This is a genomic window from Shewanella hafniensis (assembly GCF_019655335.1).
Lineage (GTDB): Bacteria > Pseudomonadota > Gammaproteobacteria > Enterobacterales > Shewanellaceae > Shewanella > Shewanella hafniensis.
In genome coordinates this window covers 1-11,592 of record NZ_BPFD01000107.1, presented here as the reverse complement: position 1 = coordinate 11,592, position 11,592 = coordinate 1, and the positions used below count along the sequence as shown (strand labels likewise).

Genomic DNA, 11,592 nt, shown 5'->3' with positions numbered 1-11,592 from the left:
AGCAAGATGTGACGGCTTACATGAAATATTATAACTTGGAGCGGCTGCATTCTGCTAATGACGATCTGTCACCTGTAGAGTTTGAAAATTCTCAAGTAAAAGTGTCCAGTTTGGGTTGACCAGTACAGTCGTGCCGGGATCGGTATGGAAGAACTACGAATTGATCAGTACGCAATGGCCTACCGATGCTAAAAATCCCACCGATCCAACGGGCGTGCCTGCTCCCTCATTTTTAGCGAACACCACGCTCGAAACTTATATACAGGGTTCGGTAAAGCAAACATCAAGCAGCTGTATGGCTTGTCACAATAATGCGGCAACCACTAACGGTAATTTTGCTGATTTCACTTACTTGCTGCAACGCGCGCAATAATTTATGAAAGGAACTCATCATGACTGATATTACAGGCGCGACTGCCGACACTATGAATAATTTTATTGGTTTGAGCGCAGTATTAACCGGCTTTGCGACCAGTATTATTGCCCCGACATTGGATCCCGTGGATATTAAATCCGAATACTTACCTGTGTTTACGCAAAAAATAACCGAAGAATCGAAGGACCCAACTTTAGTTACTACTATTTTGCAGAAATATGCGGCGTTAAAAGCGCAGCAATTATCAGATCAACAAATTGGCACGCAAATGCTGGCGCCAGACAACGGGACGAATTTTGTGTTGGCCTGTCGTAAATTGATTTTTATGTGGTACTCAGGTGCATGGCCAACCATTATTCCCGCGACCAATAAAGATCCGGAGACCACGGTTAGCGATATGATTTCGGCAAAAAGTTATACCACGGGTCTAGTCTGGCAAGTTATGCAGGCGCATCCGATGGGGGATTCAAATTATCGATATGGTTATTGGGCAAAAGCACCCGCTGCACTGTCGGCATATACGGGTCATCAAGGAGGTGCAGTATGAGCGCGCAAACCAATTACGATGTCATTATAGTGGGCTCTGGTATTGCGGGCTCTATCATGGCTTATCAACTGGGGATGGCAGGGAAAAAAGTATTAATCCTCGAAGCAGGGCAGGAAGTGCCTGTTGACCGCAGTGGTTACATGGAAACCTTTTTTAAAGCCAATGCTAAAACACCTGAATCCCCTTATCCTCCTACTACGCAAAATCCAGCGGTATCGACGGCGTATAATCCACTCGGACTGCCTGATCCTGCGAAGGAAAATGTGCCGCGTTATACCGTGTTGCAAATTGGCGCATGGCGTAATCCAAAGCAATGTTATTTCGACTACACGCCGCAACCAGAGCATTTGAAACCTGACAGTCCTGAAGCAAAGTTTGCTTTTGCTAGTTCCTATGAGCGTATTGGCGGCGGCACAACTTGGCATTGGCTAGGAACCAGTTTGCATCTATTGCCCAATGATTTTGAATTGCAAACTCAGTATAAGCAGGGTGTGGATTGGCCCGGTGGAAAACAATTTTATCAGGCGCTGGTTCCTTACTATGAACAGGCGACCAATGAGATTGGCGTCGCCGGTGACAAAGAGGCGATGGATGAGCTTTATCGCGGATTTAATGTTTCACCGGATGGCGTTTATGGCGCGAATTACGATTATCCCATGCCAGGTATTGTTTCATCTTTAGTCGATCAACAATACGAACAAGCGGTGAGCGATATGGTGTACGACAAGATTAAATTGTCAGTTACGCCAACCCCTCAAGGGCGTAATTCATTACCGGGCGAACGCCGTCAATGTGCGGGTAACACAAATTGTATTCCTATTTGCCCAATCCAAGCCAAATACGATGCCACTGTGACGCTCGGACGAGCATTGCAAACCGGCAATGTTGATGTGTTTTATCGTCATGTTGCGACAAATGTTCAAGTGGATGAAAACACAAAGGATGTTGTTGGTATTGATTATGTGACCTATCAAACTCACGGAGGGGTAGCGACGGGCGGCGGTACTGTTACGGCTAAAAAATATGTGATTGCCGCTCACGCGATTGAGACGCCTAAATTATTGCTCATGTCTAAGCGTAATAAAGCCTGTCCGAACGGTGTCGCCAACCATAGCGATCAAGTGGGGCGTAATTTGATGGATCACATCATGTATTTGGCCTGGGGATTGGCGAAAGATCCTGTCTATGGTTTTCGAGAACCTCTATCTACTGCGGGCATTGAAAGTTTACGCGATGGCGCCTTTCGTAAAGACCGTGCCGCCTATCGTATTGAAATCGGCAATGAGGGTTGGCAGTGGGCTGCGAACGATCCATTCACGACCTTAGCTGATTTTGTATTTGGACAAAATAATTCGCAATTAAATGGGGATTCTGTCAATCAGCAGGGAATTTCATTACGGTTTGATCCCGCTATGCCTGCAAATAGCAGCTTATTTGGTGCCTCCTTGGTGAGTACCTTAAATGGTATTTACACACGGCAAATTCGTATGGGTTATCTAATTGAGCAATTGCCGGATCCGGAAAACCGTGTCGAATTGTCTGAGACCTTGACTGATAATTTAGGTTTACCGCGCCCCAAATTAACCTATCAAGTCCGCGAAGATTATGTGCGCAACGCATTTGTCTCGGCTAAAGATATTTCGACCAAACTCTTTGATGCCCTTGGTGCGCGCGAATATACCAAGGCACCGTCTGCGCCGGTTTTCTATGGTGATAAGCGTGAGGTGACGTCGAATAATTTTGAATATCAGGGCAATAATTTTACGTTTTACGGTGCTGGACATATTGTGGGGACATATCGAATGGGGGACTGCAGAGATACATCTGTGGTGAATCCTCGCCAGCAATCTTGGGATCATAGCAATCTGTTTTTAGTCGGTAGCGGTGTGTTTCCAACGGTTGCGACGGGTAATCCCACCCTCACTTTGGCAGCGCTGGCATTTCAGGCAGCAGATCATGTGTTAGCAGATCTCAAAGCAAGTTAATGCCATTTTATTTTTTAAAGTCTTTAACCGGCTTTTAATTTGCCAGTAAAGAACCGCGTGCTAAATCGGCGCGGTTTTCAATATCACTCTGTTATCGGAGTATCACGATGAAACATAGTATTTTATTACTGCTGATATCCTGTTTTCTCAGCGCATGCAGTGCTCATTCAACAACACCTGACCCGCTCAGCTTGTACCGCGCGTTGACCCGCGATAAATCGCAATTAGATGTGCGTATTGGGGCGGCGAATCAATACAGCGCTTCCGAGAAAATCTGTTTAGATGCGCAATGCGATGCTGATGGCAATAACTGCAAGCCCATCACTGTGCCCGCACCCAGCCCGTTGATGACCAATAGCGATGACCAAAACTACTATCAGCTCACGCAGGATAGTGCTGGTTTTTCTCACTATGGCGCCCAATCCCAGTATGCCACTGATATTGAAACCTTGCGCAAACGGTTAGATGATCTGATGTGGTCCTTTAAAAAAAGCGGCTTAATCGATGCACTCAAACAGCAGAAAAACACGCCAGCATTGATGTTTGATATTGATAATACACTGGAATTTAGCGCTGCAATTGATTCCGACCCAACGGGCAAGGGGCCAGCAATTCAGGGCATGGTTGATTTTGCTAAACAATGGTGTTTTAAAGACGGTGTTGATTGTTATTTTGTCACGGCCCGTAATTGTGAAAACCAAAGTGCTAAACCCACTCAGTATTGGCTTGAAAATAACATGGGCCTTGATGCCAAGGTCGTAGATAGGTTCACCTATTTTTCACGCAACACCAAACAGCTGGTGTGAAGTAATTTACCCACACCAGCACACAATGTTGCATATAAAGATATTGTTCGCGAGGCGCTGGAAACTGAGCGAAAGGTATTTTGGTTAATGAGTATCGGCGACCAACTAACCGACTCTTTGGGTGAACACAGTGGTTTAAAGGTGCGGGTTCCGAATCAGTTCTTCCATGCTGACATTAACCCCAATCAGTTTGCGAGTTATGGTATGGGACGTTGCGGCCCCTTAGAGACAATTGCGCCGCCATTGGAATGCAGTATTGCATTAAAATCACAGGCGCTCGCTGTAACCAACATCAACTACTGCCGTTCACAATAAGATGACTAACGCCGTCCTCGCAGCTTAGACAGATTCCATAAGAGCGTTACTCGTTATGTTGGTGTCATAAGGCTGAATCTGTGTTGATTGTTTCTGCGCCTTGTCGAGTCGGTTTACTTGCGAAGAATTTAGCCGAGATTTCAACTTACGTTGTTGTTTTACTCATATCATGCCGCATTAGGTATGTTATTCGTCGTGGTTCTTTTACGCGTTTGGATTAAGGTATAGCCGCCACTTAATACTATGAGTAAGCTCCCTAGAAGTGTCAGTAAATCTGGTGATTCGCCAAATATTAATATGCCTAATGCTAAGGCAAACAGTAAACGGGTATACCGAAAGGGGCTGACTACCGAGACATCCCCAGCGCGCATAGCGATTGTCAGCGCATTGTAGGCCATGACACCAAAGACGATGGCTCCCAGAATTTGTGTTGCCGCAGTGGTACTAAACTGTAAGGGCTCATTTTGGTACATCAGTATGGCTAAGCCTGTCGGAATTAACACAAAAAAGCCATACACCCCAAGTTGCATGTTAGATAACACAGGCGATGCGGCACGTGTCGCTAAATCGCGTCCTGCAAAACCTAAGGTAGCGATAACGGCAAATAAAGAGGTGGCTTCAAAGCCATCAAGCCCAGGGCGAATGATCATCAGTACGCCCACAAAACCAACCAATACCGCAAGCCATCTTTTATGACCTACTTGTTCACCGAACAACAAGGCTGCGCCAATCATGGCTATTAGAGGTGTGGCTTGCAAAATAGCGGATGCACTTGATAGTGGTGTTAAGGTGATAGCTAAAGCAAAACAGAATCGGCCGATAACTTCACACAGTGCGCGTAATAATATGGGTTTCGACAATGCTGCAGGGTGAAGTACTGTTTCGCCCTTACGCCAGGTTAACAGTATAAAAATCAACATCCCACCTAGGCCAAATAACGCTAGAATGAGGCCGATAGAGGTGGTTTCTGCTGCAGATTTGATGAGCATGTCTTCAATAGAAAATGCTGCCATCGCAGCCACCATAAACAGACTACCTTTTGTATTATTCAAAATCTCTTCCCAACATGCGTAGACTGCGTCTGTGAAAAAGTATCGACTTGAGAGTGTTGGCTTGATGGAGCAGGCCGCTGAAGTCATGATATAGCTTATTGTGACCCAAGTTAAACATCATGTGACTCGAGTTAAACATCCTGCGCTCTAAGTTAGACGGCATTTTATGCGCGCTACAGTAGGCTTTCTTTGCTCATTCTAATCGGATTCTCGGTCCGAGTTCGCAGTGTTCTTTGGCTTATAAGGAAAGAGGATAATAAGAGTAAGCAAGACACTATAATAGATACAGACATGGCTTTTTCATCTATATCAGATGCAGATGGTTAATTTTGCCTAACGCCGCTACGCGTATCTTATATGTCCAATATCTGCAAATAGCATAGAGACAAGTTGTTTGGCTGTGGCGTTAATCAGCCGAATACAAAATACTTTTCCTAAATAGGGCAATAAGATACCCAATTTTTATGGGATAGTTTGGCTGAAGCTCGGTAACAGTAATTGCACTGCGCTATGGGCTCTATCTCGAATCGGTATTAAAGGTGTTTGCCTTAAAGCCAGTTCTCGTAGTGGTTCTGCAATGACCATGGCGACTAGTAGGTTACTCAGTATTTCATAATCTTGCTCACGAATGATGTGAAGGTCGCTATGCTTGACCATCCATAGTTGTAAGATTTTCCTACCGCGTTGAATTCCCTGTTGCTGATAGCTTGCTATCAATTCATCTCTACCCGGAAAGTCAGACTGTAAAAGCCGGAAAAGGCGAACAGCTTTAGGGCTCAGTACTTGTTCGCCAATCGTGACTAATCCGTCCTCAAGCTGCTGCACAAACTCATCGAGCGAAGCCGCATTTTTTTCAAAGCATGATTTAAATGAATCAGTCCAGCTACGCAATGCTAATTGGATCAGCTCGTCTTTTCCTGAAGAAAATCGGTAAATTGTTTTTTTGGCGACGCTAGCTTGGCTGGCAATCTGATCTAGGCTGGTTTTTTCGTATCCTAATTCCAACAAAACATCCAATGTTGCCGCCACTATTTTCGTTTTTGTCTCTTCGCCAACCGTGGTGGGACGGCCGCGCTTCTTTATTTCGTTAGTGTTAATTGGCATCAATTCTCTCCCTTGACAACACCGAATTATAAGCGTAATTTTTTTGGAAACCAACTTGGTTTCCAAAATAGAGTAGGAGAAATGGAATGAAAGAAATCGCAACATCAAAATGTTGGGCAGTGGATGATATTCATGATTTACTCAACCCAGCACCACTAAAGCTTGAAATGGGACTTTCAAGGCTAGCAAGTGGTGAATTACTCGTTGCAGTAAGAACCGATATGCATGGTTGCAAGGGGGAGATGCTCGATTGGTGGTTCAGATATTTTGATTCAACACAAAAAATTAAATGGTGGCATCCTCATGATCATGTTGCTTTTAAAGGATGGGACGAGAAGTGGGTTAAAGGGGAAAATTATATTGGTGCAACCATTGAAGCTGTTGAGTCCCTTGCAGATATTCCGCCAGTCGCGGCCAAACTTAAGTTTCATGCACCTACGGACTTTTTTGAATTAACGGCATATGAGAAAGGCGCTGGATAACAACTGGGTATCAGCCGCTATCTGCTCTACGATTGGTTTTGGTGAGGATATTGTGGTAGATGCAGAAGGCGATCCTGTTAGTGGTGAGATGGTTCATTTGGCCCGAGATACGGAATTTGGCTGTGTATTAAGAAGTCGCTTTCTTCTCGGAAACCGGAACCCGATAAAAAGATAGAGGTCTCTGATGAGATAGGCTTGAATCTCATGCGACACTGTTATAACGAATTCACTTATTTGTCACGTATCTTACCGTCGCTGTATTTCGCTGAAGCAAAACTCGAAGCTGCACCTACACCTTGGTAAATAATTAATTTTCAAAACCGCTACGAAAAATAATAAATCGCTCAGCTAAAACTGAGCGATTTATTATATCAAAAGAAAGTCTTATCGTTTTAACGGTCAGCTTTGGATATTAATCGTTACTTTCTCGATAACTATGGGGTCGCGGGGCACGTCTTCGTGGCCAGCGACTGTGGTGGTTTTGACTTTTTCAATCTGCTGGATAATATCCATTCCCGCTGTGACCTTACCAAATACCGCGTAGCCCCAACCGTTATTAGTGGTGGCTGTATGGTCTAAAAAGTCATTATTGGCTGTGTTAATGAAGAACTGCGCTGTGGCTGAATGAGGGGCATCGGTGCGAGCCATAGCGATGGTGCCTATGGTGTTACTTAGACCTTTGTTGGCTTCATTAACGATAGGCTCATGGGTCGGCTTTTCTTTCATTTTTGCGGTAAATCCGCCGCCTTGGATCATAAAGCCTTTGATCACTCGGTGAAAAATCGTGTGCTCAAAGAAGCCTTCTTCACAATAGCGGACAAAGTTTTTTGACGTGACAGGCGCATGTTCAAAGTCGAGTGCTATGGTGATATCGCCTAAATTGGTGCTGAATGTAATCATGCTAATATCTTCTATCTTAATGAGTTTCTACTTCTAACAAGTCACGACAGGTACTAGATCATGACTTTATACGGGATCGTGACTCTGTATTAGGCTATCAGTTTTTTTTAGGGCCGCTGTTCCACGGATTAAAGGGTGCACTGCGACCCGTAGTCTCGCTACTGTTTTCAGCCAGTGTGGATTGTGGCCGCGCTACAGTGGCTTTTACCTCAGGCTTTGATTTCGCGCTGCGATGCTTTTTCGCATGGGCGGTTTCAAAGGAGCCTTCTTTCGCGGGGCGTGAGGTTTTAGCCTCAGGTGCGCGTGCTTTAAAGGTTTTTGGCGTGGTATTTTTCGGCACAAAGTCGAGGATAGAAACTGGCACTTCTTTGTTCGGCACAAAGCCTTCAATTTCTTTACGCACTATGATGTGGCCTAAACGGCGCTCGATAGCGCACAGATTTCTAAAATCATCTTTAGAAACAAAGGAGATAGCTTCGCCGCAGGCACCTGCACGACCGGTTCGGCCAATACGGTGAATATAATCATCGGCTTCGTCGGGCAAATCATAGTTGACCACGCGGGTGAGGGCGTCGATATCGATACCGCGAGAAGCCACGCCGGTCGCGACTAAAAAGCGCAGTTTTCCGGATTTGAAATCGACTAATAACTGCTCGCGTACCGCTTGGCTGCGACCACTGTGGATGGCTTCGGCGGCAATGCCGCGTTTTTCGAGTTGGCTGACCAGTTTGGCGGCGCCTTGTTTAGTCTGGATAAAAATCAGCGCCTGTTCCCATGCTTGCTCAGTGATGAGCTTGCTTAACAGGGCAGACTTTTTGTCTTTATCGACAGTGATTAACCATTGGTCGATTTGTGGTGCGTTCGCACTGTCACGGGCAATTTCAATCTCAACAGGGTTTTCAACCGCTGTTTTCGCTAAAAAGCGCACTTGCTTAGATAAGGTTGCCGAAAACAACAGATTTTGGCGTTCCGTTGGCAGACGTTCGATGATCTTATTGATGTCCTCGATAAATCCCATATCGAGCATTCTATCGGCTTCGTCTAGGACTAATACCGAGAGCTCATCGAAATGAATCGCTCTTTGGGTGTACATATCGAGCAATCTACCGGGAGTCGCTACCAGAATGTCGACGCCTTCGATAAGACGTTGTTTCTGTGGTGCGGCATCGACGCCACCATACATGGCCATAGAGGTTAGCGGCAGGTATTTTGCGTATTTGGCAATATTATCTTCTACCTGAACGGCCAATTCGCGGGTTGGCGTTAAGATCAAGGCGCGAACGCGTTTAGCCCGAATTTTCGGCATATCGGCGAACATTTGCAGTAGTGGCAACACAAAACTGGCGGTTTTACCTGTACCCGTTTGCGCGCCTGCCAGCAGGTTTTTACCTTTCAAGATCACCGGAATGGCTTTTTCTTGGATCGGAGTAGGTTGTGAATAGCCGAGCTCGGTGATGGCTCTTAAAATCGGATCGCTTAATCCAAGTTTGGAAAATGGCATTGAATGTCTCAGGTAAAGGGTCAGGTCAATAATGTATAAGCAAACTGTTACGCTAAAGCATGAACAGTGGAGCAGGGCGATATTATAGCAGGAGGTGAAACAGAATAGGCGATTATCATTATCTGAGTACGTTTAGCAGAGCAGGGATTTTAACTCGAATAGGGTAAGTGGCATAAATATCGATAACTCACAATTTTGTAACCGTAGATGTATTCACAGCTAACACTGCTGCAATTATTGGGACAATATGATTAACTTAGGTAATTTTTTGCATGCCTGATAAATATCAACAAAGGACTCATAATAATGAAAAAATCCGCTATTTCCCTTGCGATAGTGTTATCGCTGGCCGGCCTTGCTGGTTGTCAATCCCATACCAGTCAAACCGAGCCTGTGGTTGCACCTGAAGTTAAAGCTCACTCATTTGAGCAATTTTCAGCCTCCTTTATTGATTCATTGTGGGAAATGTCACCGACCTGGGCCTTATACAGTGGCAAGCATGTTAACGATGGCTATCTTGAAATCCCCGATGCGGCTGGTCGTGCGAAAACCTTAGCGTTTGTGAAAGCGCAGCAAGCCAAATTGACTCAGTTCGAGCAAAAGTCGCTAACGCCGAATGAACTGATTGATTACCATCTGATTGACAATTTACTCGGTAGCATGGCATGGGAAATTGACAGTTTTAAATCTTGGCAGTGGGATCCTTCAAGTTATAATGTATCGGGCGGTTTTGCCCAAATCATCAATGAAAACTTTGCCCCTTTAGATGACAGATTACGTTCGGTATTGGCGCGGTTAGAAAATGTTCCGGCTTATTATGCTGCCGCGCAGGCAAACATTAGTCAGCCAACATTGGAGCACACTGAGTTAGCAGTGCTGCAGAATCAAGGTGCATTTTCGGTTTTTTCCGATGACTTATTAAAACAGGTCGCCGACTCTGGTCTAACGGCAACGGAAAAAGCATTATTTAAAACACGTTTTGATGCCGCTACTGCCGCAATTAACGGCCATATCGCTTGGTTAGACAAGTTAGTGGTTCAACTCAAGAAGGACGGTGCCCGTAGTTTTAGAATTGGCGAAGCGTTATATGAGCAAAAATTTGCCTTTGATATTCAAGCGGGCATGACGGCGAAACAGCTGTATCAAAAAGCCGTAGCCGATAAAGACCGTGTTCAAGGGGAAATGGCAAAAATTACCGATAAGTTATGGCCTAAATATTTTACTACGCCAAAACCTGCGGACAGTAAGCTCGCTATTCGTCAATTAATCGATAAATTATCAACTAAACATGTTCAGCGCGATGAATTCGTGAATGAAGTGCGTAAGCAAATTCCTGAGTTAATTGAATTTGTAAATAATAAAAACTTAGTGACATTAGATCCTAACAAACCACTGGTCGTCCGTGAAACGCCGGAATATATGCGCGGTTATGCCGGCGCTTCAATTAGTGCACCGGGACCTTATGAAAAATCAGGAAATACTTATTATAACGTGACGCCGCTCGATGGCATGAGTGATGAGTCCGCCGAGAGTTACTTGCGTGAATATAATCACTGGATCCTACAAATCCTCAATATCCATGAAGCTATTCCAGGGCACTACACTCAACTCGTTTACTCTAATCAATCTCCAAGTTTAGTGAAGAGTTTATTTGGTAATGGCGCTATGGTTGAAGGCTGGGCGGTTTATACCGAGCGTATGATGTTAGAAGAAGGCTATGGCAACTTTGAGCCTGAAATGTGGTTGATGTACTACAAGTGGAATTTACGCGTTATCTGTAACACGATTTTGGATTACAGCATTCATGTGAAAGGCATGACTGAAGAGCAAGCTATCGCCCTGATGATGAACGAAGCCTTCCAACAGCAGGCAGAAGCAGAAGGCAAGTGGCGCCGCGCGACGCTTAGCCAAGTGCAATTGACGAGCTACTATTCTGGTTATCGAGAAATTTATGATTTCCGCGAAGAATATAAGAAAGCGCAAGGCAATGATTTTGACCTTAAAACTTTCCATGAGGAGTTTTTAAGTTACGGTAGTGCTCCAGTGAAGTACATTCGTCAATTAATGCAAAACAAATAAGTTTATGCATAATATTAATTAGCAGAGTTCAGGCTCTGCTTTTTAGGTTGAATTGTGGCATAAACGAGAGTTGGATGTGAAGCTAAGTTGACACTGCTTATGAATAATATGATTAACGTTTTGCAAATAGCGAACCGCAAAATCTTTTGCCATATAACTTAAAAACTATATATTTAGTTATATGGCATATGCAGTTTTAGCCAAATAATTTAGCGGCTTAATAATATAACCGGATAGCGTTATGTTTAATTTTTAGATTGAGATGCGGCCATTAGCGCTAGGACTTCATCGTAAGAAATGTTAAATTCTCTCGACAAGTTTATGATTTTTGTTTTGTAGGTTTGAATGTTTTCTTGCTGGGCTAATTGATGTTTCTTTTCTTCAACGAGCTCGTTAACGGTTTCTTGTAATATCAATAATCGACGTAAACTATAATCGAGGGATT

14 protein-coding genes and 1 pseudogene are annotated in these 11,592 nt (G+C 44.4%); 10 read left to right on the top strand and 5 right to left on the bottom strand.

Features of this window, described 5'->3' with window-relative positions:
- The 6 genes from K5Q99_RS20145 to K5Q99_RS22590 all read left to right on the top strand — a co-directional run.
- Positions 1 to 119, top strand: a 119-nt coding sequence (locus K5Q99_RS20145; RefSeq protein WP_220775748.1) for an IS3 family transposase, incomplete at its 5' end; no start/stop codon positions are given.
- Entirely contained in the window at positions 116 to 373 is a 258-nt protein-coding gene (locus K5Q99_RS20140; protein ID WP_246604547.1) for a hypothetical protein, read from the top strand. The genes K5Q99_RS20145 and K5Q99_RS20140, both read left to right, overlap by 4 nt.
- 19 nt (positions 374 to 392) lie before the next feature.
- On the top strand, positions 393 to 923 hold the full coding sequence (locus tag K5Q99_RS20135; RefSeq protein ID WP_220777929.1) for a hypothetical protein: 531 nt from the start codon (positions 393 to 395) through the stop codon (positions 921 to 923).
- Positions 920 to 2,908, top strand: a complete 1,989-nt coding sequence (locus K5Q99_RS20130) for a GMC family oxidoreductase (protein ID WP_220777928.1) — start codon at positions 920 to 922, stop codon at positions 2,906 to 2,908. The genes K5Q99_RS20135 and K5Q99_RS20130 overlap by 4 nt, the downstream gene beginning before the upstream one ends.
- 107 nt (positions 2,909 to 3,015) lie before the next feature.
- Positions 3,016 to 3,714 carry a hypothetical protein gene (locus K5Q99_RS20125; RefSeq protein WP_246604546.1) on the top strand — a complete coding sequence of 233 codons (699 nt, stop codon included), beginning with the start codon at positions 3,016 to 3,018 and terminating at the stop codon, positions 3,712 to 3,714.
- A gap of 87 nt (positions 3,715 to 3,801) precedes the next feature.
- Positions 3,802 to 4,029, top strand: coding sequence for a hypothetical protein (locus tag K5Q99_RS22590; RefSeq protein WP_246604545.1), 228 nt, complete (start codon positions 3,802 to 3,804; stop codon positions 4,027 to 4,029).
- Positions 4,030 to 4,196: 167 nt separating this feature from the next.
- Here the strand turns inward: K5Q99_RS22590 and K5Q99_RS20120 are convergent, their stop codons facing one another.
- Both K5Q99_RS20120 and K5Q99_RS20115 read right to left on the bottom strand, forming a co-directional pair.
- On the bottom strand, positions 4,197 to 5,168 hold the full coding sequence (locus K5Q99_RS20120; protein WP_220777927.1) for a DMT family transporter: 972 nt from the start codon (positions 5,166 to 5,168) through the stop codon (positions 4,197 to 4,199).
- A gap of 375 nt (positions 5,169 to 5,543) precedes the next feature.
- Positions 5,544 to 6,185: a TetR/AcrR family transcriptional regulator gene (locus tag K5Q99_RS20115; protein WP_220777926.1), complete on the bottom strand. Its 642-nt coding sequence runs from the start codon at positions 6,183 to 6,185 to the stop codon at positions 5,544 to 5,546.
- 86 nt (positions 6,186 to 6,271) lie between these two features.
- On the opposite strand from K5Q99_RS20115, the gene K5Q99_RS20110 reads away from it, so the two are divergent.
- Genes K5Q99_RS20110 through K5Q99_RS22950 form a run of 3 tightly spaced genes read left to right on the top strand, consistent with a single transcriptional unit; the run spans position 6,272 to position 6,970 of the window.
- A complete protein-coding gene (locus K5Q99_RS20110) occupies positions 6,272 to 6,667 on the top strand; it encodes a DAPG hydrolase family protein (RefSeq protein WP_198555442.1) in 396 nt (131 codons plus the stop codon).
- Positions 6,648 to 6,842: a DAPG hydrolase family protein gene (locus K5Q99_RS22965; RefSeq protein ID WP_198555444.1), complete on the top strand. Its 195-nt coding sequence runs from the start codon at positions 6,648 to 6,650 to the stop codon at positions 6,840 to 6,842. The genes K5Q99_RS20110 and K5Q99_RS22965 overlap by 20 nt, the downstream gene beginning before the upstream one ends.
- Positions 6,782 to 6,970 carry a DAPG hydrolase family protein gene (locus K5Q99_RS22950; RefSeq protein ID WP_373317129.1) on the top strand — a complete coding sequence of 63 codons (189 nt, stop codon included), beginning with the start codon at positions 6,782 to 6,784 and terminating at the stop codon, positions 6,968 to 6,970. Before K5Q99_RS22965 ends, K5Q99_RS22950 begins: the two co-directional genes overlap by 61 nt.
- 96 nt (positions 6,971 to 7,066) lie before the next feature.
- Here the strand turns inward: K5Q99_RS22950 and K5Q99_RS20095 are convergent, their stop codons facing one another.
- Both K5Q99_RS20095 and K5Q99_RS20090 read right to left on the bottom strand, forming a co-directional pair.
- Positions 7,067 to 7,567 (bottom strand): peptidylprolyl isomerase, encoded by a 501-nt coding sequence (locus K5Q99_RS20095; protein ID WP_106650370.1) that lies wholly within the window; start codon positions 7,565 to 7,567, stop codon positions 7,067 to 7,069.
- A gap of 97 nt (positions 7,568 to 7,664) precedes the next feature.
- Positions 7,665 to 9,068 (bottom strand): DEAD/DEAH box helicase, encoded by a 1,404-nt coding sequence (locus tag K5Q99_RS20090; RefSeq protein ID WP_220777924.1) that lies wholly within the window; start codon positions 9,066 to 9,068, stop codon positions 7,665 to 7,667.
- A gap of 306 nt (positions 9,069 to 9,374) precedes the next feature.
- Between K5Q99_RS20090 and K5Q99_RS20085 the strand changes: the two genes are divergently transcribed.
- Entirely contained in the window at positions 9,375 to 11,147 is a 1,773-nt protein-coding gene (locus K5Q99_RS20085; protein WP_220777923.1) for a DUF885 domain-containing protein, read from the top strand.
- 245 nt (positions 11,148 to 11,392) lie between these two features.
- On the opposite strand, the pseudogene K5Q99_RS20080 reads toward K5Q99_RS20085, so the two are convergent.
- Positions 11,393 to 11,592: pseudogene (locus K5Q99_RS20080) on the bottom strand (hypothetical protein); the annotation flags it as partial.